The organism is Parapedobacter flavus (assembly GCF_035818675.1).
Taxonomy (GTDB): Bacteria; Bacteroidota; Bacteroidia; order Sphingobacteriales; family Sphingobacteriaceae; genus Parapedobacter; species Parapedobacter flavus.
Window position 1 is genome coordinate 79,927 of sequence record NZ_JAYKZZ010000005.1, and the last position, 24,531, is coordinate 104,457.

General features: G+C 45.9%; 19 protein-coding genes and 1 tRNA gene. 15 read left to right on the top strand and 5 right to left on the bottom strand.

Annotation, left to right across the window (positions count from 1 at the left end):
- Window positions 1–115: 115 nt before the first annotated feature.
- Both U9S71_RS05450 and U9S71_RS05455 read left to right on the top strand, forming a co-directional pair.
- Window positions 116–2,104, top strand: a complete 1,989-nt coding sequence (locus tag U9S71_RS05450; protein WP_326325874.1) for a DUF3858 domain-containing protein — start codon at window positions 116–118, stop codon at window positions 2,102–2,104.
- Window positions 2,101–4,005 (top strand): DUF3858 domain-containing protein, encoded by a 1,905-nt coding sequence (locus U9S71_RS05455; protein WP_326325876.1) that lies wholly within the window; start codon window positions 2,101–2,103, stop codon window positions 4,003–4,005. Before U9S71_RS05450 ends, U9S71_RS05455 begins: the two co-directional genes overlap by 4 nt.
- Window positions 4,006–4,010: 5 nt before the next feature.
- Here U9S71_RS05455 and U9S71_RS05460 read toward each other — a convergent pair whose 3' ends face one another.
- Entirely contained in the window at window positions 4,011–5,666 is a 1,656-nt protein-coding gene (locus tag U9S71_RS05460; protein WP_326325878.1) for a M1 family metallopeptidase, read from the bottom strand.
- Between the two features lie 306 nt (window positions 5,667–5,972).
- On the opposite strand from U9S71_RS05460, the gene U9S71_RS05465 reads away from it, so the two are divergent.
- From U9S71_RS05465 to U9S71_RS05485, 5 genes are all read left to right on the top strand, one after another.
- Window positions 5,973–6,428 (top strand): SRPBCC family protein, encoded by a 456-nt coding sequence (locus U9S71_RS05465; RefSeq protein ID WP_326325879.1) that lies wholly within the window; start codon window positions 5,973–5,975, stop codon window positions 6,426–6,428.
- Window positions 6,429–6,555: 127 nt separating this feature from the next.
- Window positions 6,556–6,876, top strand: a complete 321-nt coding sequence (locus tag U9S71_RS05470) for an ArsR/SmtB family transcription factor (protein ID WP_326325912.1) — start codon at window positions 6,556–6,558, stop codon at window positions 6,874–6,876.
- A gap of 2 nt (window positions 6,877–6,878) precedes the next feature.
- Complete coding sequence (locus U9S71_RS05475) at window positions 6,879–7,343, top strand: SRPBCC family protein (protein WP_326325881.1); 465 nt, start codon at window positions 6,879–6,881, stop codon at window positions 7,341–7,343.
- A gap of 6 nt (window positions 7,344–7,349) precedes the next feature.
- Window positions 7,350–7,742 (top strand): DoxX family protein, encoded by a 393-nt coding sequence (locus U9S71_RS05480; protein WP_326325882.1) that lies wholly within the window; start codon window positions 7,350–7,352, stop codon window positions 7,740–7,742.
- Window positions 7,743–7,749: 7 nt separating this feature from the next.
- Window positions 7,750–8,028: a YdeI/OmpD-associated family protein gene (locus U9S71_RS05485; RefSeq protein ID WP_326325884.1), complete on the top strand. Its 279-nt coding sequence runs from the start codon at window positions 7,750–7,752 to the stop codon at window positions 8,026–8,028.
- Between the two features lie 19 nt (window positions 8,029–8,047).
- Here the strand turns inward: U9S71_RS05485 and ggpS are convergent, their stop codons facing one another.
- The 3 genes from ggpS to U9S71_RS05500 all read right to left on the bottom strand — a co-directional run bounded on the left by ggpS (window position 8,048) and on the right by U9S71_RS05500 (window position 11,764).
- Window positions 8,048–10,300, bottom strand: a complete 2,253-nt coding sequence (gene ggpS, locus U9S71_RS05490) for a glucosylglycerol-phosphate synthase (protein ID WP_326325886.1) — start codon at window positions 10,298–10,300, stop codon at window positions 8,048–8,050.
- Between the two features lie 219 nt (window positions 10,301–10,519).
- Entirely contained in the window at window positions 10,520–11,086 is a 567-nt protein-coding gene (locus tag U9S71_RS05495) for a YqgE/AlgH family protein (RefSeq protein WP_326325887.1), read from the bottom strand.
- Between the two features lie 42 nt (window positions 11,087–11,128).
- Entirely contained in the window at window positions 11,129–11,764 is a 636-nt protein-coding gene (locus U9S71_RS05500; protein WP_326325888.1) for an HAD family hydrolase, read from the bottom strand.
- Between the two features lie 66 nt (window positions 11,765–11,830).
- Between U9S71_RS05500 and U9S71_RS05505 the strand changes: the two genes are divergently transcribed.
- A tRNA-Ile gene (locus tag U9S71_RS05505) sits at window positions 11,831–11,904 on the top strand.
- Window positions 11,905–12,090: 186 nt separating this feature from the next.
- The gene (locus tag U9S71_RS05510; RefSeq protein WP_090623991.1) at window positions 12,091–13,392 is read left to right on the top strand and encodes a phage integrase SAM-like domain-containing protein; all 1,302 of its coding nucleotides are present in this window, start codon (window positions 12,091–12,093) and stop codon (window positions 13,390–13,392) included.
- 268 nt (window positions 13,393–13,660) lie between these two features.
- On the opposite strand, the gene U9S71_RS05515 is transcribed toward U9S71_RS05510, so the two are convergent.
- Window positions 13,661–13,999: a hypothetical protein gene (locus U9S71_RS05515; protein WP_326325892.1), complete on the bottom strand. Its 339-nt coding sequence runs from the start codon at window positions 13,997–13,999 to the stop codon at window positions 13,661–13,663.
- 689 nt (window positions 14,000–14,688) lie between these two features.
- On the opposite strand from U9S71_RS05515, the gene U9S71_RS05520 reads away from it, so the two are divergent.
- From U9S71_RS05520 to U9S71_RS05545, 6 genes are all read left to right on the top strand, one after another.
- Window positions 14,689–15,957, top strand: a complete 1,269-nt coding sequence (locus U9S71_RS05520; protein WP_090623997.1) for an efflux RND transporter periplasmic adaptor subunit — start codon at window positions 14,689–14,691, stop codon at window positions 15,955–15,957.
- A gap of 13 nt (window positions 15,958–15,970) precedes the next feature.
- Window positions 15,971–19,078 carry an efflux RND transporter permease subunit gene (locus tag U9S71_RS05525; protein WP_090623999.1) on the top strand — a complete coding sequence of 1,036 codons (3,108 nt, stop codon included), beginning with the start codon at window positions 15,971–15,973 and terminating at the stop codon, window positions 19,076–19,078.
- Window positions 19,062–20,270, top strand: a complete 1,209-nt coding sequence (locus U9S71_RS05530; protein WP_177195010.1) for a TolC family protein — start codon at window positions 19,062–19,064, stop codon at window positions 20,268–20,270. Before U9S71_RS05525 ends, U9S71_RS05530 begins: the two co-directional genes overlap by 17 nt.
- A gap of 13 nt (window positions 20,271–20,283) precedes the next feature.
- Window positions 20,284–20,706, top strand: a complete 423-nt coding sequence (locus tag U9S71_RS05535; protein WP_090624004.1) for a Fur family transcriptional regulator — start codon at window positions 20,284–20,286, stop codon at window positions 20,704–20,706.
- 176 nt (window positions 20,707–20,882) lie between these two features.
- Window positions 20,883–22,931 (top strand): heavy metal translocating P-type ATPase, encoded by a 2,049-nt coding sequence (locus U9S71_RS05540; RefSeq protein WP_090624007.1) that lies wholly within the window; start codon window positions 20,883–20,885, stop codon window positions 22,929–22,931.
- Between the two features lie 336 nt (window positions 22,932–23,267).
- Window positions 23,268–24,461 carry a hypothetical protein gene (locus U9S71_RS05545; protein WP_143072826.1) on the top strand — a complete coding sequence of 398 codons (1,194 nt, stop codon included), beginning with the start codon at window positions 23,268–23,270 and terminating at the stop codon, window positions 24,459–24,461.
- Window positions 24,462–24,531 lie beyond the last annotated feature (70 nt).

Sequence of the window (24,531 nt, forward strand, 5' to 3'; positions counted from 1 at the left end):
AAATATGATAAGATTTTTAAATAATGTGCAAACCTACCAAAAAAACTGATAACTTTATCCACAATACCCGATTTAAATCCGATTTGTATTGATCTGTTAATATATTGCCTCAACGATGATAAGAACCTGTTTAGCCTTAACCATTTGGACGCTGCTGGGCAATGCTGTGTATAGCCAAGATTTTGCGTTCGGTTCGCTTGCCGCAGAAGACTTGAAACTCGAAAAAAATGACTTGGACAGTTTTTCGAATGCTGCGGTATTGAATGAATATGGTAAAGCCTATATGGTCTACGATGACACGAGAGGGTATACGCAGCTGGTGATGGAGTACCACGTGCGTATCAAGATTTTCAACCGTGACGGCTATAGGCATGCCACGATTGTAATACCTGCTCATAAGGATGAGAGCGGCGAGCGGGTTGATGAGATCTCGGAAGTGAAGGCAGTAACCATCAATGTCGAAGGTGGTCAGCTCGTAAAGGTGCCACTCGACAATAGTCAATTGTTTACCGAAGCGGTGAGTAAATACCTCACCCATACCAAGTTTACGTTTCCTGATCTGAAAGATGGAAGTATCATCGAGTACAGTTACCGGTTACAATCCCCACATATTTTCAACTTCCGTACGTGGTACTTGCAAGAAGACATCCCTAAAGTCAACAGTTTGTTTGAGGCTATCATCCCGGCGATGTATAACTATAACGTTATTCTGCGCGGCCCGTATCCACTCGATGTGTCTGATGCCGAGCTTGCCCGGCGTGCATTCCGGATTGTCGGCCGTGATATCGATTGCTCGCATATGACCTATGGGATGAAAAACATACCCGCATTTGTGTCTGAAGATTATATGACGGCACCAAGTAATTTTAAATCAGCTATTTATTTTGAGCTTTCTGATATTTACAGGCTCAATGGAACCAATATTAAGATTACGAAGGAATGGAAAAATGTAGACAGGGAATTGGTGACCCATCCCGACTTCGGCCGGCAAATGAAACGCGACAACGTATTCAAATCAATCCTCCCTACCATCTTGACGGATACGTTGGACGAGCTGGGCAAAGCAAAGGCCGTTTACGGTTATATCCAACAACATATCAGATGGAACCGATATGTGGGGAAATATAGTGAATTGGGGGTCAGCAAAGCGTTGGAACGGCGGGTGGGCAATATCGGCGACATTAACCTTACGCTAATTGCGGGGTTACTCGCCGCGGGGCTGGATGCCGAGGCGGTGATTCTATCCACACGCGACAATGGCGTAGTGAACGATGTGCACCCTGTGCTCAGTGATTTCAACTATGTCGTGGCCAAGGTCAATATCGGCGATGCCTATTATCTGCTGGATGCGTCGGATCCGTTGTTGCCGTTTGGGTTGTTGCCCTTGCATTGTATCAATGGAAAAACACGTGTCATCAGCTTGACAGAACCCTCTTATTGGATAGTTCCGGAATCTACACAGAAATCCACCACCCAATATATGTTGACAGCCAAATTGGATGCTGATGGCCGATTGCGGGGTCGGCTGACGACGAATAGTTATGGTTATGCCGCGTGGCGCAAACGCAAGGAGCTGGCCAATTACAACACGACGGCGGAATATATTGAACACCGCAATGAGAAACTTACGGGTTTCCAGATCGAAGCAGGTGAAATCTTGGGGGCTACCGAGTTGGATAAACCGTTCGTTGAACGCTATGATATTACCGTGAAACCATACGATAGTCTGCAGGTGAGAGAATTGTTTTTCAATCCGTTTTTTATCAATCGGGTAAATAGAAATCCATTCAACCTGGACGAGCGCACCTATCCCGTAGACATGGGATCGACCAGCGAAGAACGCGTATTGATGACCATCGAGCTGCCGTCGGATTACGAACTGGTTTCCAAGCCCGAAGATTACAATATGGCATTGGAAGACCGCGGCGGTCGATACCTCACGCAAACCGATTTGTCTAACAATATATTGACATTTTCGCAGTTGCTGGCGCTGAATAAATCGACTTACCCACCCGAAAGTTACTTTGCATTAAAGGAATTTTTCAGTAGGATTATCCAGCAGGAAAAGATCGATATGGTGTTGCGCAGAAAGGAGAGGCAATGAAAGCTACACTGGCGATGTTGTTGATGGTGTCGGTTGGCTTGTTGCGTGCCGCCGCCCAATCGGATTATGCCGCGGCGCACATTCCCCATGCACTCAGAAGCCACGCCGACGCTGTGGTTCGTCATGAGGAAATTGTGGTGGACATGCTGTCACCGACCAAGGTGCGCTACCGCGTAGACCGCGCTATCACCGTTCTCAATCGCGCTGGTGAGGAACGGGCGCGGCTGGTCATTCACTACGACAAAGCGACCTCTATTAAGCAGATTTCCGGTATGGTGTATGATGAGATGGGTTTCCAACTGCGGAAATTCACGAAGCGCGATTGCCGGGATGAGAGCGCGGTAAATGGTTTTTCGTTATATGAAGACAGCCGGGTAAAGCATTTCCTCCCTGTAGTGGCGGGTTATCCCTACACGGTGGCCTATAGCTACGAAGTGGAGCGGAAACAGAACCTGATTATCCCCGCTTGGCGCCCGGACGCCTATTGGGATGTTGCGGTGCAGCATAGCCAATACACGTTTATTTGCGCGGAAGAAGATGAGGTGCGGGTAATTGTAACGAACTACTCCGGCGAGCCGGTACATCATGTGGATGACGGCCGTCACGCCACGACGTGGGCCGCCGATAACCTCCCGGCAAGGCGGTATGAGCCTTACAGTCCTGACCCCGAAACCTATAAGACGATCGTAAGGGTTGCTCCTGTTAATTTTGATTATTATAAACATGACGGACAGTATACCAACTGGGAAGAGCTTGGTGGTTGGATGTTTGATGCACTTCTTTCGGATGGGATGGAGCTTCCTGCGCAGACGGTCGCTGAGGTTAACGCGCTGGTCGACGGATTGGCGAACGATAAGGAAAAAGCTGCGGTACTCTACGGCTATCTGCAACGCAAAACCCGATATGTGAGTGTGCAGATCGGTATCGGTGGATTTAAGCCTACGGCGGCAGCAGTGGTTGACCGGCTAGGCTACGGGGATTGCAAGGGGCTGGTCAATTACATGCGGGCGCTATTGGCGGTGGTGGATATCCCTTCTTACTATTGTGTAGTGGAGGCGGGAAATGCCAAGCGTGATATCCGGGCCGATTTTGCGAGTATGGATCAGGGGAACCATGTGATCCTATGTGTGCCGCTTGAGCAAGATACCGTTTGGTTGGAATGTACCAGCCAGCGGCTGCCATTTGGTTTCTTGGGGTCATTCACAGACGACCGCACCGTATGGGCCTGTACGCCCGAAGGCGGGAAGCTGCTGCACACGCCGACCTATGCGGCACTGGCAAGCATGCAAAAACGCGATGCCGACCTGCAGTTGGCAGAAGATGGCACCGTTTCCGGACATATGCAGACCACCTTTTCTGGTGGGCAATATGATAACCATCTTGAGATCGCTGAAAGCAGCGGGAGTGAGCAGATGAAGCTATTGAAGGCCGCATATGATGTTGATCACATCGGCTTTAGCAACGTTGATTACCAGAAGTCGATGGATGACGCCCCCACGCTTATAGAAAACCTGGATGTAACGATGCCACGCTACGCACCCTCAAACGGTACCCAAACCTTTCTGACGCCCAACATTTTTAATAGACAGTTTAGTATACCTTTCTTAAGTGATAGGAAACAAGCTGTTTATGTAAATAGGGGTTATGTAGATGAAGACCACCTTACCTATACGCTCCCGACAGGTTATGCCGTGGTGAGTGGACCATGGGAAATTACCTTGGACAGCCCTTTTGGCTGCTATGCGCTCACCATGGAGCAAGTAGGTAACCAGCTTTCCTATCAGCGGCGGCTGGTATTATATGGGGGTACTTACCCCGCGGACCAGTATGCGGAATTGTGTAGATTCATCAACGAGGTCAGTGCGTTTGATCGCCATAAGGTGGTACTTAGCAAAGAATAGCGTAACTATTCAACCAGCACGCCAATGTAGAAGTTGAATGTGTCCACGTCGAGGTTGTCGCGCGTAAGTCCTGGGATGTTGACGGGCGTAAACTGCCGCGTAGGCTGGATGAACTGATAGGCGCCCCCTCGTTTACGGACACGTACTGGCATATCGAAATCGCGCACGTCGGCAATCCATCGGCAGAATGCGCTGCCATCTTCCGCAAAGGTAAATTCGAGAGTGGGGATGCTGGCGTAGCGTACGTACTGTGCAAACAACTGTGAGAAGTCTTTCCCCGACTGTTCACTGATGTAGTTGACGATGTCACTATAATCTACCGTGCTGTGATAGAACTTGTGGTTGATCCCCCTGAGTATTTGCCTCCATTTTTCATCGTCATCGATGATGGTACGCACCATGTTGTGCAGCACGCCGCCCTTGTTATACATGTCGCCCGAGCCCTCGTTGTTTACGTGGTAGTTGCCGATAATTGGCGTCAGATTCTGAATGCTGCGGCGGTTGCCGTGAATGTATTCCTGTCCTGCGCGCTTGCCGAAGTGGTATTCGATATACAGTGATTCGGAATAGTTGGTAAAACTTTCGTGTATCCACATATCGGCTAGGTCTTTGGAGGTGATGCTATTGCCGAACCATTCGTGCCCCGCTTCATGCACAATGATGAAATCCCATTTCTTGCCCCATCCCGTGCCCGATCCATCGTGGCCCAGGTAACCGTTTTGGTATTTGTTGCCGTAGGCGATGGCGCTTTGGTGTTCCATGCCGAGGTGGGCAGTTTCCACCAGCTTGAATCCATCGGCATAGAACGGGTAGGGGCCAAACCAGTATTCAAATGCGCGGAGCATCGGTTTTACATTGGCGTCGAAGTGCTTTTTTGCCTTCGCCTCATTTTCACGTAGCACCCAGTAGTCGAGATCGAGCACCCCTTTTTCACCTTGGAACGTATCGGCAAAATGCACGTAGTCGCCGATGTTGGCTGCCACGCCGTAATTGTTTATTGGGTTGCTCACAAACCAGTTGAAACGCGTATAGCCGTCGCCTAGGTCTTCACTGCCGCGGTACCGGCCGTTAGACACGTTGGTAAGGCCATTGGGTACGCTAATGCTGATGAGCATACTATCCACTTCGTCCGACTGGTGGTCTTTGTTGGGCCACCACACACTGGCACCTAGCCCTTGGCAAGCCGTCGCAATCCAGTGCTTTCCGTTACTGTCCTTCTTAAAGTCGAAGCCGCCGTCCCACGGTGCCCGTTTGGCTTGCACGGGATGACCTGCATAATATACGGTGAACGAATCGAGCTGGCCGGAATTGATCGGTTTGGGGAAATCGATGAACACAGCGTTAAACTCCCGCTCGAAGGGGAGCTGCTGTCCGCGGTATTTTACACTGTCGAGGTGGAGATTGTCGAACAGGTCGAACTGTAGGCGGTCGAAATCGGTGGTTGCCGTAAACAAAAATAGGTTGGAGCCAACGATGTACCGGTTGTCGGGGTCCACGCGAACGTCCAAATGATAATAATTGATATCGTAGCACGTACGCAGTGGGGTAAGCTGGCCACGGAGGGAGTCGGCGCGACCGAACAGGTCGCGCGCTTTCAGCAATTGCGCGTGGCTTTCCGTAAACACGCATGCTAATAAGGATATCGTTAAGAATAGCTTCATTTTACTTAACTCGTGTTTCTTCTATTTCGGTCGCGGTTTTAGCCGAGGGTTTTCCCCCGTTTAGGAGTGCTTCCCGACGCGATTGGTACGTTTGTGTATTAAACATGGCGATAAAGGTACTAAAAAGTGGGATACCCCGCCCGGTTTACCCAGCCCATACGCAAGGCACATGAAGCAAGTTAACATTTGAGCGAGTTGCGGTTTAAGCCAAAAAAATCGTTCCGTTATCAAACTAAGTTGCCTATGGAACTGTTTGTATTATTGATACGCCAAGTAGGCACGTTAGACGGGTTAACATAACATCAGATGAAAACATTGCAATTTACAAAAGAGATCGAAGCGACGGCTCAGAAAGTCTGGGACGTGCTTTGGAATCCGGGTACCTATTCAAAATGGACAAGCGCATTTAATGCGGATGACCCGGAGGGGGGGTCTATGCAGACCGATTGGCAGGTAGGAGGCAAAACGTTATTTCTAAGTGGTAGCGGCAATGGAATGGTAGCCACCATAAAATCCATAGACGAGCCTTATGAACTGGTATTCGAGCATCTGGGCGAGATGATTGATGGTGGGGAAGATGCGATGAGTGAAAGGGTGAAAGCCTGGGCCGGTTCCTTGGAAGAATATTACCTTACTGAATGGAATGGTGTTACTACACTCCGCACATCTGTACAGATTCCAGAAGGAGACGATGGGGAGGAGATAATGGACCGCGGGTTTACGGAGGGTCTGGAAGAAGTGAAGCGCCTTGCGGAACAGTAGGGTGCCGTCTGTTGTGCCTATCCCTTTTTCCGACAAACCGGCATTGCCTGCAGCTGACCTAAAAAAATTAATAAAAATTTGTGTAGTCGAATAGCTACGTTTATATTTGTAGCCAAATAGCTTCATGATGAAATTAAGACGCGATGTATTTCAGGCGATAGCCGACCCGACAAGGAGGGCCATTCTCTTGTTGGTAACTACGCAGGCAATGACCGCAGGGGCCATAGCCTCAAATTTTGATACAGCCCGACCCACGGTTTCCAAACATCTGCAAATATTGACAGCATGTGATTTACTACAACAGGAGCAACGGGGACGGGAGGTTTATTATCATTTGAATCCGGAAAAAATGAAGGAGATAGCGGACTTCGTTGAACCATTCCGGAAAATGTGGGATGACCGGTTCAACAAACTGGAAGCTGTTATGAAAAAGTCTACAAACAACTAAAGATGGAACAAAAAACAAAAATCAATGCCGAAGAAGGCAAACAGGAATTGACGATAACGCGGGAATTTGATTTGCCTTTGACATTGCTCTTTAAGGCCTACCAGGAGCCGGAATTTATCGAGCAATGGATGGGAACAAAAGTGTTGAAACTGGAAAACAAAAAGCATGGCTCATATTTATTTGAAACTTCGCACCAGGGTAATGTGATGTTTCGGGCAAATGGAACCATACACGAATTTGTGCCCAACCAAGCGATTATACGGACCTTTGAAATGGAAAATTCGGAAATTGGTGTGCAACTCGAGTTTTTGGAGTTTGAGCAATTGACGGAACAGACAAGCAGATTGACGATGCAAATTATTTACCGGTCTGCGGAACACCGGGCCGTACAATTGAAAATGCCGTTTGCATACGGCCTGAATATGGCGCATGATCAATTGCAGCAAGTAATGGTTAACTTAATATGATTTGGTATGTCTAAAAAAAGTAAAATCATCTATTGGGTGGCAACCCTGTTCTTATCGTTGGGGATGCTTGCCGGTGGAACCCAGCAAATGCTTCAGGTCGGTGGCTATAATGAAATCGTAACCCAGCTGGGATACCCGCTTTACATGCTATCCATTATAGGGACTTGGAAAATATTGGGGGTTGTAGTCATTTTATTGCCCGGATTTCCCATGGTAAAGGAGTGGGCGTATGCAGGCTTTTTCTTTGTGATGACGGGTGCTGCAATTTCTCACATCGTGATGAAGGAGCCGTTTGTGGAAGTGGTACCTTCGTTGACACTGCTGACGGCCATTATCGTTTCCTGGTATTTCCGACCTGCAAGTCGTAAAGTGGCCCCCACTAAATTGAGTTATAAATGAATGCCAAATGACAAACGTAGCAATTGAAGAGGGCGTAGTGCATGAAGTGCCGGACGATTTGAAAAGAGCACTGCGCTCCAATGCGGAGCTATTGGAAAAATGGAATAAACTAACCCCGCTGGCCCGCAATGAATGGATTTGCTGGACAACGATTGTAAAGCAGCAAAAAACCCGGGCAGAACATATAAAACGGCTGAGTGGAGATATCGCTGAGGGTAAGAAACGACCGTGCTGTTGGCCCGGGTGCCCGCACCGGCGGGCCAGTGCTCGAAAATGGTTTAAGTAGCTTGAATCCAGTACTACCGTCAGGGCGTACGTGTTGCCGTCGCCTTTTTCAGCCCATCCAGGAAGTCCTTTCCCCAGCGCTGCACATCGTAGTGGTTTACGGTTTCAAACAGCCGTTGCATGCGGAGTTTCCTTTCGGTTATGTCTAAGCTCAATGCGCTGTGCAGGCTGTCTTTGAGACTCCGGCCGTCATACGGGTTGGTGCGGATGGCATGGGGCAATTCGACGGATGCGCCCGCAAATTCGGAGATAACGAGTACGCCGTCGGGATCCTCCTGTAGTCCACGTACGGCCACGTATTCCTTCGCTACAAGGTTCAATCCATCGCGCAGTGGGGTAATCCAAGCCACGTCGGCAATGGCGTAGTAGGCAATGACCTGTTCGAACGGAACCGACCGGAAGAAAAAACGGATAGGGGTCCAATCCATACTGGCGTATTTGCCGTTTATTTTTCCCACGGCTTGCTCTAACTCTTCCTGTATACGTTCATATACTTTCATGCCCTGCGATGGGGGTGTACAGATATTGATCAGTTCCAATGTGCCATGGTATTCGGGGTGCTCATCGAGGAATTCGCCGAACGCCTCGATTTTTTCCAATGGCCCCTTCACGTAGTCCAGCCGCTCTACCGATAGCACGATGCGCTTCCCAACGGTCTGTTGGCGAAGGGTGTTTATAAGGGCTTCGGTGTCTGTGTTTTTGCAGATGCGGCGGATATTATCCATGTTTACGCCCACGGGTTGGGCGCCCAGCCGGATGGTATTATCGCCTACAGCTATCTGCTTGGTCATCTGGTCGATGCCGAGTGCGCAACTGTAGGTAAGGAACTGTTTGGCAGCGTTGACACGGCTAAGCACCTTGGTGGGTGCATGGCTTTTCACCACATCCACGAAGTTTTCGACATACCGCGGAATGTGGAAGCTGACAAAATCGCACTGCAACAGGCTGCCGATGATCTCATGGCGCCAAGGAATGATGTTGAAAATATCCGCAGGGGGGAATGCCGTATGGTGGAAGAAGCCGATTTTGAGATCGGGACGTAGCTGCCGCAGGTAAGCGGGCACCATCCACAGATTGTATTCATGGATCCACACGTATGCGCCGTGTTCGGCTTCGGCAGCTACTCGTTTGGCAAACAACTTGTTGATTTTAAGGTAATGTTCCCAATGGTCGTGGTTGAACTGCGCTTTACTGATAAACGAGAAGATCGTCGGCCAGAAAGCCTCTTTTGAAAATACCCGATAAAATAGGTCGATGTCTTTTTTGGGTAGCGGAATGATCGATGCTTTCAGGTTAGGGTAACGCTTTTTATCAATGTACTGACTAAGTTCGGGGTTATCCCCAAGCAACCCGGCCACTTCTTCGCCGATCCATACCCCTGGCCGGCCCGTATTGAAAAAGCCCAAGAGTGAAGGGATGATGCCGTTGGGGCTGCGCGGAGCGACGCGCTTGGGCTTGCCATTTTCGGTGATGATATCGAATGGCAACCGGTGGTACACCATGAGGAGCTGTTTGTTGCTGATGTCCTTTTTTTTGACCTCCTTTTCCCGAACGGGCTGGTATCCACGGAAGGGCTCGAAATGCAGCATCGCCTCCAATATGCCGCCGGCCCCTTCTTTGGTGGCTTTGAACACATGGTCCATGTGGGCAATTGCCGTCAGCAGTGCCGGTTCTGACTTGCCCACGGCTACGCCTTTGTAGCCAGTTTCGAAAAGCGAATAATCGTTATAGGTATCGCCGGCCACGAGCACTTTGTCTTCCGGAAAGTCGATGGCTTTAATCAGTTCTTTGAGCGTGGTCCCCTTATTGACGCCGCCGGGCAAAATATCGAGGTATTTGCCGGCAGACAGGAGGACGTCACATTGATAGCGGTTAGCGATCTCACGCACCGCTTCGAGGTCCGCACTATCGTCGTAATAAAATGAACAGCGCCGTTGTTGAGGTACTTCCTGTGGTTGGATGCCCGGGATGTTGGTTAACTGTTGTTTCAAGAGGTGTTCGTCGGGCCAACGCTGCTCAATCTCAGACTGTATGGTAGCGATAGGTTCCAGCGTCAGACCGTCCACCACGGTAGCTCCTACATCGCTAATGATATAGTGGGGTATTGGTATGGTGGGGTCGTGCAGTAAGGGCAGTACGGTTTCTATTCCTCGACCGGTGACGAAAACGAGCTTGATATCCGGTTGGTTCTTGATTAATCGATAGAGTTTTCGTTTTTTGGAGAGGGAACCGCCGAGAAAAGTGCCATCGAGATCAGTTGCTAATAACATCATCGTTTTTCCTTCTTTATAAGCGAACGGCATCCGCAATGGAAATGCTGTGCGCTTGGTTGAGACAAAGCCAAGACCTGTTCCTTTATGTGGGGTGAGATCGTAAAGGAATATGCAGATTATGGAGGCATACGTAGCCCCAAGGCCACGCAAAGATAGGGAAAATGGGGTAGGATACCAAACCGTTGCGGATACGCCCTTCCACCTAGATTCAACCTGTCTTTAATTCCACATGGGGTTCTGGGGGAAGTTGGCGACGTGAGCATACTTCGGCCCAAGGGACACGATGGCTTCCTTCCACAGGTTCTCGCCATTATCTCCAAAGGTGATGGCGGGGTTATAATGGTTGCTGATCACCCACGCATTTTCCTTCAGTTCGTTGGCTAACTGGCCGGGGCTCCAGCCGGAGTAACCAAGGAAGAACTTGATTTCATCTGTGGTGATGTCACCGTTTTTTATCAAGATTTGCAAGCTTTCGAAGTTGCCTCCCCAATAGATGCCATTTCCGAGTCCGATACCACTATTTAACTTGTCGTAGCATGTGTGGATGAAGTGGATGCTATCCTGCGCCACGGGACCGCCGAGGAACAAGGGGAAATCGGCATCCGGAAACTCACCCATGACGTCGCTGAGTTGAATAGTAGCGGGTTGGTTAAGTACGTACCCCACGGTTCCGTCTTCGTCGTTGTGTTCGCATAGCAACACGACCGAACGCTGGAAATTTGGATCAAGCATAAAAGGCTCCGACAGCAGCAGGCTGGCTATTTGGGGCGTGTTTTTGTTGAACATCGTGTGACCTCCATTCCTTTTATTTCAGTAAATATACAGAAATCAACCGGCATATCCCAATCGGTTCAATAGCTTTGGCAAAGAGTCGTCGATATCCAGCAAATGCGCTTGGAGGCCCAATTTCCTGGCCGTTTCGATATGTTGTGGACTATCATCAACGAAAAGCGTCTCTGCAGGATTCAGCATATGGGTGTCTAATACGAATTTAAAAATCTCTTCATCCGGTTTTCGCATACGCATAAGGTGCGAATAGTAATCCTTTTCGAAAAAGCTTTCATTGCCTGCGAGGCCGAATTCGCGGCTAAGGTAACCCATGATCCATTGATAATGGATTTCGTTATTATTGCTGAGTAAAAAGGTACGGTACTGTGTTTTCAGTCGGTGGAGCAATTCATGATGGTGAGGCCTCACGCCGATTAGCAGGCTGTTCCATGCGGTATCAATGGTTTCGTCGCTCAGCGCGCTGTTGTTTGTGGCGTTTCGTAGTTCGTCGCGGAATTGAGCAGCGGTGATGATGCCCTTGTCAAACGCATCGAATAGGGCGTGTTGAGCCCGGTGGCCGTAAAAAGCGTCTACGTCCGAGATGCCGAGATCAATGAACGATTGCCGCAATTTTGAGAAATCGATATCGAATAGGACATTGCCGTAATCAAGGATGATGTTTCGGATATTTTTCATGAAAATTTCTACTTCTATATGCAAATATGTACATTTGCAGCCGCAAAACAATATATAGTTTGCACTGCGCCTATAGCTCAGTTGGTTAGAGTAGAAGACTCATAATCTTTTGGTCCCTGGTTCGAGCCCAGGTGGGCGCACAAGTCGAAAAAGTCGTTTTCCCGTAAGGAAAACGGCTTTTTTCGTTTCTTAGGGCACTTTAGGAGCATCTGCTCTACGCCATTTCGGATACCTCGATACGGCGAGACTTGCATAGATTTTTGTTGAACTTCACGTAAAAGTGTTACAAATGTGTTACAGCTTTTACGTGCCTATTCGAAAGAACTATGGCAACCGTTAGTGCAAAGGTGTTCGAGCATCACAAAAAAAACGATGGCACCTACAATGTGAAAATTTGTGTACAGCACAAAAGATTAAGAAAGTATCTTGACACAACTCATTTCGTAGTCAGGAAACAATTAACCAAAGACTTTAAAGTCAAAGACCCGTTTATCGCAGACAAGGTCGAGAAGCAGCTTCGGGATTATCGGAAGATGATTAGCGAACTCGACGACCGGCTGGATTATTTTACCGCTGAATCCCTACGCGATTATCTACGGGACAAAGATGAAGATGTCGACTTTATCAAATTTTGCGATCAGCATATCGAACGTCTAAGAAAAGAAAATCGAACCGGAACCGCAAACAACCACCGGAAAATCCGCAACAGTTTGGTCGATTATTTTAATCGGTCAGCAGTTTCCATCAAGGAAATCAATTCAAATATGCTGATGACGTATGAGCGTTATTTAAGATCAGAGCGTACAATGACACGTTACAACCAAGACAACAAGCCAGTTGTCACAACCGAAAAAGGATTGTCTGATAGTGGACTGCATAATCACATGAGGGATTTAAGAACATTGTTCAATGCTGCACGGGAAATGTATAATAACGAAGACCTCGGAATATACCGCATCAAGCATTATCCATTCAAGAAATACAAGGTTGGTTCCTCACCCCTCACAAAGAAAAGGAACAATACACTTGAACAAGTTTTGACTATTCGGGATTGTGTAACCGTCCCCGGAAGCCGTGCGGAATTGGCAAAGGAACTTTATATACTTTCGTTCTACCTTTGTGGCATAAATGCCGTAGACCTGTATCAAATAACAGAACGTGATGTTAGAAACGGACGTTTAGACTATAACCGTTCCAAGACACAGGGCAAGCGTAAGGACAATGCCTTTATCAGTATTAAGATTGTCGATGAAGCCAAGCTTTTATTGGAAAAATATTTAGGCAAATTACGTGAACGCTATTCAAGTGCCAATGCCCTTAATTGGGCATTATGTAAAGGCATGGAGCAATTACGAAAGTTGACCGGCATACCCGAACTTACTTTGTATTGGGCAAGACACACATTTGCAAACACAGCAAGGAATGATTGTCGTATGAGCAAAGACGACGTGGCTCTTGCACTAAATCACGTTGACGAGGGTAACCGCACAACAGATATTTACATTGCCAAAGATTGGAAGATTGTGGATGACGTACAGCGGAAAGTTATTGCACAGCTTAGAAAAGTTGAAATCAAGGTGATGAAGAAAAAACAACAAGAGAACAAAACGGAGCACATCGCTGCCTAATAAGTGTAACCGAATTGCATGGGGATCACCCCCCATGTAGTTCTTTTTTGATTAAAAAACGTAAATTTGAAATACTATGAGAACTGTAATTTTATTTTTTATTACCTGTATCATTGCCACATTTGGATATTTCGCCGCTTTGAGTATGCAAAACCCGTGGCCGGGTTACGCCGTAGCTTTTGGTGTCTGGGCGTTTTTTATATGGACAACCACAAAGCCAAGAAGACGGAGACGTTAATATATTATCAGGCGGTGATATGGTTTATTGCTATTTCACCACCCAATCCTTTTCCTCTCTGATATTCTGTACTACATTATCATCCAGCCATTTTTTAAAAGCATCCTCGTCATCAGGAGTAAATTTTACAATATTCCCATCATTCAGCATCAAGGTAAAATCTTGAAGGATATGTAGGTATTTGAAAACTTCCGAGGCGGGGTATTCGAAATTAGGGAAATGTGTTACGGCCACCATATTATAAAAAGTTAATTTCAAACCATCACGTTGCCGTCTTTTAAAAAGCGTAGGCAACAACTTACCGTACTGAGGTCTTAGGAAACCGGCAACCAATAAGCGCGCCCACGCCAAAGCATGAGCGTTTTCCACTTGTCGCCCCGGTTGCATTGAAAGTTCCTAAGTTTCAGTACAGGACTCAAAGCTAAAACGCTTCAAGAATATCTTTACACAAAGATAATAATTGTTGACTTAAGGCGGACACTACAAAGCATCTTAATACACATTATCTCAGCGTATGCAACTTTGCAATACCATTGCAAAAGTTTTTTACTAACTTTGGACAATAACATGAAATTCTTTTCTTCCATATTGGCTATGTATATGATGGTGTTGTTTGTAACACCATGTGACGACAACTTTGAAGAAGATGTATTTCATGGTCACGAACACACGACCGAAGCATCCCATAACCACCATGACCATAGTCATGATGACCACGACCATTCAGACACTACCGATATGTGTACCCCCTTTTGCGTATGTGGTTGCTGTGGAGCTATTTCGGGAATAGTTCTCCAAGAGAGCCTATCAGACATAGGTGAGGTGATTGATTTTGACCTTTCAACGTTTATTACATATTATAAACCTGTTTTTATCCCCCGATACTTTGGGGAAATATGGCAACCGCCTAAGATTAATGCATAATTTTTAATGTTTTGGCAATAACAGCTTGATATGGAAAAGTATCGGGCTAATTCCTTTTTGGGCTACTTTGGTACAGCTCAGATTCATTGCCTTTATAATCTACATTTTAAATTAATGATTAATCAAAAAAACGAATGAAAAGAATATTTTTAGGCGTCTTCGTGCTGTTATATCTTCTATCAGCGTGTAATTCTGCCACAAAACAATCAGATAATAAAGAAACAACCCAAAGTGACCATTCGGGGCATGACCATAGCGGTGATGACCACGACCATTCGGGACACGACCACAGCCATGATGACCACGACCATTCGGAGCATGACCACAGCCAAGATGACGATGACCATTCTGGACACGATCATGACGAAGAAGAACTTGGGGATAACGAAGTCGCATTTTCCGATGAACAGGCGAAGCGGGTAAATCTTACCATAGAGAAAGTTGCTCCGCAACCGTTCTATCAAATCATCAAAACCTCCGGTCAGCTCATTGCACCCGTTGGTGAGGAAAGCACCATAGTAGCATCTACAAGCGGTATTATCAAGTTTACAGGTGGTGGATTGAACGCAGGAACTGCCGTCAACAATGGCCAGAGGATAGCGGTCGTTTCGGCTCGCAACATCGTGGATGGAGACCCTGTGGCAAAAAGCAGGTTACAGTATGAAACGGCAAAAAAAGAATTTGAGCGAGCCGAACTTTTGGCGAAAGATACCCTTATATCTATGGCCGATTACAACCAAGCTAAGCTCAATTATGAAAATGCACAGGTCGCATACAATGCGCTCGCAAACCAATCAACAGGTAGTGGTGTGAACATAACGAGCAACACACAGGGTTATATCAAAAACCTATTGGTCAGCGATGGTGAATATGTCAGCGTCGGACAGCCTATACTGACGGTAACCAAGAACAAAAGGATTCAATTGAAAGCGGATGTATCCGAACAGAACGCAGGTATCATATCGCAAATCACCTCGGCCAACTTCAAGACAGCTAATGGCCGGGAAAGCTATTCCATAGACGAACTGAACGGTAAATTGGTCTCATACGGAAAACTTTTGGACGGTTCTTCCTTTTACATTCCCGTTATTTTCGAGTTCAACAATACAGGGCATTTCCTAACAGGTGCGTTCGTTACGGTCTATCTCAAGACACGCACCATAGAACAGGCTATCACTGCACCTTTGACAGCTATTATAGAAGAACAGGGGCTGTTTTTTGTCTACGTTAAGGACAGGGAGCATATCTATAAGAAGAAAGAGATAAAAAAGGGAGCAGATGACGGCAAGAGAGCTTTGATACTTTCGGGATTAGCGAGCGGAGAGGAATTGGTAGCGACGAGTGCCTACCATCTGAAACTTGCAAGTATGAGTTCGGCTATTCCACACGGTCACAGTCATTAAGGAGGATAAAACTATGCTAAATAAAATTATTTTATTCTCCCTTAACAACAGGTTAGCAGTTCTTTTGGGGTCGCTCCTGTTGACACTTGCAGGTGTATATGTTGCGTACAACATCGAGGTAGATGTTTTCCCCGACCTAAACGCTCCAACGGTCGTCGTCATGACCGAAGCAAGCGGGATGGCTCCCGAGGAAGTGGAACGTATGGTGACCTTTCCTTTGGAGACCGCCGTCAACGGTGCGACCAATGTAAGGCGGGTTCGGTCTTCGTCCACCACAGGCTTTTCGGTCGTCTGGGTCGAGTTTGATTGGGGAATGGACATCTATCAAGCCAGACAGGTAGTGTCCGAAAAACTTGCCACCGTTGCCGAATCATTGCCCGAAAATATAGGAAAACCAACTTTAGGGCCACAATCTTCCATTTTGGGGGAAGTGCTCATCATCGGCCTGACGGCCGATACGACAAGTCTAATGGATCTACGGACGATTGCAGATTGGACGATAAGGCCAAGATTACTGTCAACAGGAGGTGTAGCACAGGTAACCGTATTGGGAGGTGACATCAAAGAGTATCAGGTACTTCTCGACCCATTCCGTATGAAACACTACGGAGTGACATTGGATGAAGCACTTGCCGCTGTGGACAACTTCAACCAAAACGAATCGGGCGGTATCATCTATGAATACGCCAATGAATACATCATCAATGGTGCGGTGGCTTCCAATGATACCGAACTATTAGGCAAATCCCTTGTGAAGTCCGTTAATGACGAACCCATCCTATTGGAACATATAGCAGACGTACAGATAGGGATCAAAGCACCCAAAATGGGATTGGCTTCCGAAAAGGGAAAACCTGCCGTACTCCTTACCGTGACCAAACAGCCTGCGACCAGTACCTTGGAACTGACGGACAAATTGGATGAAGAAATCGAAAACCTAAAGGCAAACCTGCCCAATGATGTGGGCGTATCGACAGACTCCTTCAGACAGAGCCGTTTCATCAACAGCTCGATAGGCAACGTGCAATCTTCACTTTACGAGGGATGTTTGTTCGTGGTCATTGTACTTTTCTTCTTTTTGATGAATGTTCGGACGACGGTCATTTCCCTGTTGGCCATTCCTTTGTCACTGTTATCTTCGATATTGATATTAAAAGCATTGGGACTGACCATCAATACGATGAGTCTGGGCGGTATGGCGATTGCCATCGGTTCGTTGGTAGATGATGCCATTGTAGATGTCGAAAATGTCTTTAGACACCTACGGGAAAACCGATTAAAACCGCCTGCGGAACGCCTGTCCGTCCTTAAAGTGGTCTATGAAGCATCCAAAGAGGTACGGATGCCGATATTGAACTCCACGCTTATCATCGTAGCTTCGTTCCTACCCCTTTTCTTCCTATCGGGAATGGAGGGCAGAATGCTGACCCCATTGGGCGTGACATTTATCGTCTCCCTCTTTGCTTCAACGGTTATCGCACTCACCTTAACACCTGTGTTGTGCAGTTACCTATTGGCCAAAGATGCTAAAAAAGACAAAAAGGAAGATAAAGAGCCTTTTGTGGCAAGACATCTGAAGTCTGGATACAGTAGATTGCTCGGATGGATATTGAACTACAAAAGAACGGTACTCATAGCCTGTGCAGTGGTCTTAGTGGCATCAATTGCCCTATTTACCACATTTGGGCGGTCATTCCTACCACCATTCAACGAGGGTTCGTTTACCATTAGTGTAGCGACCACACCGGGGACTTCATTGGAAGAATCCGATAGGATCGGCCGGATGGCAGAGGAGATTATCTTGACCGTTCCTGAAGTACAGACTACGGTAAGGAAAACGGGGCGAGCGGAACTTGACGAACACGCTTTGGGAGTAAATGTTTCCGAAATTGAAGCCCCTTTCGTATTGGACGAAAGAAAAAGAGATGTGGTCGCCAATGAACTTCGGGAAAAACTCGAAGACCTATCAGGAGTCAATCTTGAAATCGGACAGCCCATATCCCATAGGATAGATGCGATGCTCTCGGGGTCGAGAGCCAACGTAGCTATCAAGATATTCGGAGCAGACCTGAACAAACTGTTTTCCATAGGAAACCAAATCAAATCTGCCGTGCAGGATGTAGAGGGAATAGCCGACCTTAACGTTGAGCAACAGGTGGAACGTCCCCAACTGATGATACGCCCCAATAGGGAAATCATGGCAAAATTCGGAATTACCGTTCCCGAATTTAAGGAGTTTGTAGGGACAATGCTTGCGGGGCAAGTCGTTTCCCAAGTCTTTGAAGATGGACGGACTTTCGACCTTACCGTCAAAGTCAATAATGACCAACGGACATCCATTGACGACATATCCAACCTGATGATTGACGCTAACGGTAAAAAAATCCCTTTGTCACAGGTAGCCGAAATCAAATCTGTTGTCGGCCCGAATACCATCAACCGCGAAAATGTACAGCGGAATATCGTCGTCGGGGCAAATGTCGCAGGAAGAGACCTACGTAGTGTGGTCAATGAAATACAGGAGCGAATCGCACAGCAGATTGAATTGCCCGAGGATTATTATATCCAATACGGAGGACAGTTTGAAAGCGAAGCACAAGCATCACGCACGTTGATGACCGTATCCATCTTTGCTATACTCATCATTTTCTTGCTTATTTATAACCAGTTCCGGGACACCAAGCAAGCCGCAGCGATTATGTTCAATCTACCGATGGCACTCATCGGTGGTGTTATCATTATATGGCTGTCCTCGGGAGTGATAAGCATACCGGCCATTATCGGGTTCATTTCACTGTTTGGTATTGCCACCCGAAACGGACTGTTGCTTGTCGAGCGTTACAATGTCTTGGTCGCCGAAGGCAATACGGTCAACGAAGCCATTAGACAAGGTTCCTTGGACAGGCTCAATCCGATATTGATGATGGCCATCTCCACAGGTCTGGCATTGTTGCCGTTAGCGTTGAATGCAGATGCCCCGGGCAATGAGATTCAAAGTCCGATGGCACAGGTGATTTTAGGAGGATTGGTTACCTCAACATTGTTGAACATGGTCGTCATCCCAATTATATATGGATGGATCGCAAAAGATAAAGATACAGCACATGAAACACTATCATAAAAAAACGTTGCATACGTGCATAGCTGTATTCCTGTTTTTGTTTGGCTTGATTGGCCAGACAAAGGCGCAGGGAGACTATGCACCACTCGTACAGGCTATCGACAGCAACAATACAGGGTTGATAGCCTACCAAAAGAGTGCCGAAGCGCAGAAAATGTTGAACCGGACAGGGCTGACACCGAGCAATCCTCAGATTGGGGTCAACTATACAAGACCGATTCGGTTTACAAGAAGCCGATTGATGGATTACAACATATCGCAGAGCATCGAGTTCCCGACCGTCTATGGACATAAGAGGAATGTATCGAACAGACAGAACGAAATCGTGAACACCGATTACCATATCTATAGAGCCGACCTTATCAATCAGGCCATCAATACCTATTTGAATTGGGTGTATTACAATCAGCTCGGAGAGGTGCTCAAACAGCAAAAGGAATATGCCGAAAGTATAGCCACATCGTACCAAAAAGCTTTCGATGCAGGAGGGGTAAATATACTTGACCGCAACAAGGCGCAGGTCAATGCCGTAAATGCCCAAAAGGAACATGAACTCAATGTAATCGAAATGAACACGGCCTATCAAGAACTGATGCGATACAACCAAGGGAATCCCTATGTCAATCTGCCAACAGATTTTCCAGACATCAGCAATGATGTGGCTATGCTGTTTGCAGAGGAAAGTCGTTTTGTGACCAGTAATGATGTGCTCAAATCTGTTACACAGCAGATAGAACTGAGCGAAGCACAGGAGAGATTGGCCAAAGCCCAGACCCTGCCCGAATTTAATGTGGGGTATATTTGGGGACAGGAATTTGAAGCAGACTTTAGGGGCGTGAGCTTTGGGATGACCATTCCCCTGTGGCAACAAAAAAACACCAAGAAGTATGCCCGGATGAACACCCAAGCATTGAAAGAAACACAGGAAAACGCCCAAAGTCAGTACACCCTACAAGTGAAGCTGTTGCAGAGCAGAGCAAGCGAACTCTATAAGGTCATGAACGAGTTGGAACGCACCATTTCGCAGACCAGAGGTCTTGAGCTGTTGAAAAAGGCTGTTGACCTCAAAGAGATTACGATCCTTGAATATTTGGTAGAGCAGTCCATGTATTTTGAACTGACCCAAAAGTACCTGCAAACAAAAATGAATTTACATATCACATTGGCAGAACTGTACAGATGGGAGTATTGATAATCTATTTGCCATGAAAAAGAACATTGAACAAAAATTGTTGCAAAAAAACACCAATCCGACAAGTATGCGGATATTGGTGTACGACTTCTTGGAGCAACAGCAAGTGGCAATGTCCCTGTCAGAAATCGAAAGCCATTTTTACAAAGCCGATAGGGTCACTATTTATCGGACTTTGAAGACTTTTGAAGAAAAAGGCATTGTGCATAGCATACAGGAGAATACAACGACAAAGTATATCCTATGCGACGACGGGTGTGATGAAAAGACCCATAAAGATTGGCACTTGCATTTCTACTGTAAGATTTGCAAGCACACGACCTGTAAAGAAGATTTTGTAATCCCTCAAAGTGAAACGAGGGATTACAGAATCGACGAAATAAAGTTGTTCGGTAAAGGCATTTGCGAGAATTGCTTAAAAGAGGGTTTGCAATAGCATTGCACGCTCTCCTTATTTAACTTTGTAATACATAGACAGAAGCATCATGGAAAACTATCTAAAAGAACTTGGTACAGACTTTCTCCCAAGAACATCGTTCGGCATATCATGAACAACAATGTGGAGAGAATAAGAAGTGGTCGGACAGATGCTAACATTTAAACAAAACAGAAATGGAACATCAACACAAATACGATGCACAGGGCAAACAGCTATGTTGCACACAGGAAGAAAAAATATACACCAAAGCAGGTGCAAAACACTTGATACAGGACGATGAATGTTGCAGTACCAAAAAGCATAAGCACGAAGAACACAGCGATGATGACGGACACGACCATTCACATTCGGGAGGTACGGACAACGTTTTCAAAATGTTTCTGCCTGCCCTAATTTCCCTTGTACTGTTGCTTGCAGGTATCGCAATGGATAATTGGTTTCCGCAAACGTGGTTTACCGATTGGGTAAGGATTGTTTGGTACGTGATGGCTTATGCTCCTGTCGGTTTTCCTGTTATCAGAGAAGCCGTACAAAGCATTGGTAAAGGCGAGGTTTTCTCCGAGTTTTTCCTTATGGGAATTGCCACTATCGGTGCATTTGCCATTGGCGAATATCCCGAGGGTGTCGCCGTTATGCTGTTCTATTCGATAGGCGAAGTATTCCAGACAATGGCTGTGTCAAGAGCCAAAGCAAATATTAAATCATTGCTCGACCAAAGACCCGATGAAGTAACGGTGTTGAGAAACAACGAACCGCACACCGTAAAGGCAGAGACCGTAGAGATCGGGGAAATCATACAGCTAAAGCCAGGGGAGAAATTGGGATTGGATGGAGAACTATTGTCCGAAACATCATCGTTCAATACCTCGGCTTTAACAGGTGAGAGCAAACCCGACACCAAAAACAAAGGTGAGGTCGTCTTAGCAGGGATGATAAACTTGAATACCGTATCGCAGGTCAAGGTTACCACAGCATACACCGATAGTAAGCTGAGCAAGATTTTGGAATTGGTACAGAATGCCACTTCGCAGAAAGCACCAACGGAGCTTTTTATCCGCAAGTTTGCCAAAATCTATACACCTATTGTGGTGTTTTTAGCGATAGCCATTTGCCTGTTGCCATACTTTTTCGTATCTGACTATCTATTTAAAGAATGGCTGTACAGGGCGTTGGTATTCTTGGTCATTTCCTGTCCATGTGCATTGGTCATAAGCATCCCTTTAGGATATTTCGGGGGTATCGGAGCCGCTTCACGGAACGGTATTTTATTTAAAGGCAGTAACTTCTTAGATGCTCTTTCCAATATCCAAAACGTCGTGATGGACAAGACGGGAACGATGACGGAGGGCGTTTTCAAAGTACAGGAGGTTGTATTTGACCCGGCATTCAACAAAGATGAAATGTTGCAAATGGTCAATATATTGGAAAGCCACAGTACTCACCCCGTAGCGACTGCCATTCACGAATACGTTGGCAAGCCCGATAATACAATCCGTTTGGAAAATACCGAGGAAATCGCTGGGCACGGACTGAAATCAACCGTAAACGGTAAAGATTTATTGGTCGGCAATTTCAAACTGATGAACAAGTTCGGCATACAGTACGATTTAGACCCGAACAGCATTGTATATACGACTATTGCTGTAGCCTACGATAACAAATTTGTCGGTTATATCACGATTGCAGACAGCATAAAAGAAGATGCACAGCAAACTATTGACCTATTGCACAAGCTCAATATTAAAGCAACTATGCTTAGCGGAGATAAAAGCACCGTTGTAAAATATGTGGCAGAGCAGTTGGGCATAGACAACGCCTTTGGCGACCTATTGCCCGAAGATAAAGTAAATCGGGTTAAGGAAATCAAAGCCAAAGGCGAAAGTGTTGCCTTTGTGGGCGACGGTGTGAACGATGCCCCTGTTGTGGCGTTGAGCGATGTGGGTATCGCAATGGGCGGATTGGGAAGCGATGCCACCATTGAAACAGCAGACGTGGTGATACAAGACGATAAGCCCAGCAAAATACCAATGGCTATAAATATCGGTAAGCAGACCAAAAAGATTGTTTGGCAAAATATCGGATTGGCATTCGGTGTAAAAGCGATTGTACTTGTTCTCGGAGCTGGAGGACTGGCGACGATGTGGGAAGCTGTTTTTGCAGATGTAGGTGTAGCGTTATTGGCTATATTAAATGCAGTAAGAATACAGCGAATGAAATTTTAAAAGATTTCAATTTATGGGCTTAGAAGAAGAACCGCAAAAAACGTAAGAAAAAATATGACCCCAATCGGTATAATTTTAGCTCAAAAAAGCCTGTTAAAAAAGTACAAAGATTGCATCATCGAATACTCAATTGGATTATGGCAATTTTCCTGACTGCGGTGTTGATATTGGTAATTATTGTTACTGTCCGACATATTTATCTTCACTTTACAGGTAAAATACAGCCTCAACACCGGCACCATCATCATCGTTAGAAAATAGATATAGTTATGGAGGAAGTAAATTTATATTAAAAGAATAGTGTGGAATGATATATTCCTCAAATTTAATATCTATATGGAATATAAAAAATACCCATTAGAATGGTTGGATTTATTAATAACAGTTACGCTCAATCCCTCTAATACGGATGTCTCTGTCATAACCCAAGAACAGGCAGACCATATCGAAAGCCGTTTGAGGGAAGAAATCTTGTGTTTGCAGTCGTTTATAAAAGGTCAAGTGTTTTCAATTAATAAAGAGAACGAAATAGACCTGCTCATAAAACAATACCATGCTTCTCTAATTGCCTTGCTTGACCAGACTATTAGGAACCAAGAACAAATAACATCAGAAATCAAATTAATACAAGATTTGAATAAATCACTTCTTACAAATATTGATGAACTGCTCTCATTTTTAGAAACACGATTTTCAAAATACATCAGTCTTGATGAAAGGGTACCTGTCACCTATCTTGAGGTTACCAAACATGAATTTAAAGTTAAGACAGATAGATTACAGAAGTGTATATCGCACGACCCTGTTGTGAAACTGCTCATTAAAAAGTTAACGCATTTTGTGACAGCATCCACGTACCCTTATGAATTAACGTTTAGAGTTGTATTATACCTAAGGGAACTTATAAACGGATTGGAAGAAATCGACTGGATACGCAGTAATCGAGAGGATTTTTCCCAATTGGAACAATTGCTGATATACATGAATTTCAACAGCAAAAAATTCATGAACATACTTACCGACCGTCTTGCAAATGAAGTCAATTGTTATGAACACACCGTAGAAAGAATGGATAAGCTATTGTACTTTTATAAGGCTTATAACCAATTGCACCGCAAACCAGACACGAAGCTAAATCCCAAATATCGGGATTTAGACACGGTAATCAACAACTGGTTTTCGCAGGAGATAGTTTATCTGGAAAAGAAGTTGAGATTAACCGTGATACCATTGCAAGGCAGTACAGCAACAACATCAAGGAACGGAACGAAAACAATACAAAAAATCCTCTGTGTACTTTCTACCGATCAAATGGCTTTGATACTGCGGGCAACGGATGACTTAAGGATTATCCACGCCAAATCACTTACCGAGGTTTTCAGAACCATGGCACCGCATCTATCCACCCCCTATAAAGAGGATATTTCTCATGAAGCAATGAGAAGCAAAGCGTATAACCCCGAAGAAAGAGACCGACAGATCGCCATCGAAACGTTGGAACGAATCATACAGAGGATCAGAGAGTATTAGCCTACACAACCCAAGCCTTAATCTCTGCTCCTAATTCGGATTAAAAATAAACAAACACCCACGGGGACGG

Bases quoted from the DNA above. Each gene is read 5' to 3' on its own strand.
- U9S71_RS05530 (WP_177195010.1), top strand. From the start codon at position 19,062: ATGAAACACTATCATAAAAAAACGTTGCATACGTGCATAGCTGTATTC.
- U9S71_RS05475 (WP_326325881.1), top strand. From the start codon at position 6,879: ATGGAACAAAAAACAAAAATCAATGCCGAAGAAGGCAAACAGGAATTG.
- U9S71_RS05465 (WP_326325879.1), top strand. From the start codon at position 5,973: ATGAAAACATTGCAATTTACAAAAGAGATCGAAGCGACGGCTCAGAAA.
- U9S71_RS05540 (WP_090624007.1), top strand. From the start codon at position 20,883: ATGGAACATCAACACAAATACGATGCACAGGGCAAACAGCTATGTTGC.
- ggpS (WP_326325886.1), bottom strand. From the start codon at position 10,300: ATGATGTTATTAGCAACTGATCTCGATGGCACTTTTCTCGGCGGTTCC.
- U9S71_RS05460 (WP_326325878.1), bottom strand. From the start codon at position 5,666: ATGAAGCTATTCTTAACGATATCCTTATTAGCATGCGTGTTTACGGAA.
- U9S71_RS05455 (WP_326325876.1), top strand. From the start codon at position 2,101: ATGAAAGCTACACTGGCGATGTTGTTGATGGTGTCGGTTGGCTTGTTG.
- U9S71_RS05480 (WP_326325882.1), top strand. From the start codon at position 7,350: ATGTCTAAAAAAAGTAAAATCATCTATTGGGTGGCAACCCTGTTCTTA.
- U9S71_RS05510 (WP_090623991.1), top strand. From the start codon at position 12,091: ATGGCAACCGTTAGTGCAAAGGTGTTCGAGCATCACAAAAAAAACGAT.
- U9S71_RS05525 (WP_090623999.1), top strand. From the start codon at position 15,971: ATGCTAAATAAAATTATTTTATTCTCCCTTAACAACAGGTTAGCAGTT.
- U9S71_RS05545 (WP_143072826.1), top strand. From the start codon at position 23,268: ATGGAATATAAAAAATACCCATTAGAATGGTTGGATTTATTAATAACA.
- U9S71_RS05450 (WP_326325874.1), top strand. From the start codon at position 116: ATGATAAGAACCTGTTTAGCCTTAACCATTTGGACGCTGCTGGGCAAT.
- U9S71_RS05535 (WP_090624004.1), top strand. From the start codon at position 20,284: ATGAAAAAGAACATTGAACAAAAATTGTTGCAAAAAAACACCAATCCG.
- U9S71_RS05485 (WP_326325884.1), top strand. From the start codon at position 7,750: ATGACAAACGTAGCAATTGAAGAGGGCGTAGTGCATGAAGTGCCGGAC.
- U9S71_RS05520 (WP_090623997.1), top strand. From the start codon at position 14,689: ATGAAAAGAATATTTTTAGGCGTCTTCGTGCTGTTATATCTTCTATCA.
- U9S71_RS05500 (WP_326325888.1), bottom strand. From the start codon at position 11,764: ATGAAAAATATCCGAAACATCATCCTTGATTACGGCAATGTCCTATTC.
- U9S71_RS05470 (WP_326325912.1), top strand. From the start codon at position 6,556: ATGAAATTAAGACGCGATGTATTTCAGGCGATAGCCGACCCGACAAGG.
- U9S71_RS05495 (WP_326325887.1), bottom strand. From the start codon at position 11,086: ATGTTCAACAAAAACACGCCCCAAATAGCCAGCCTGCTGCTGTCGGAG.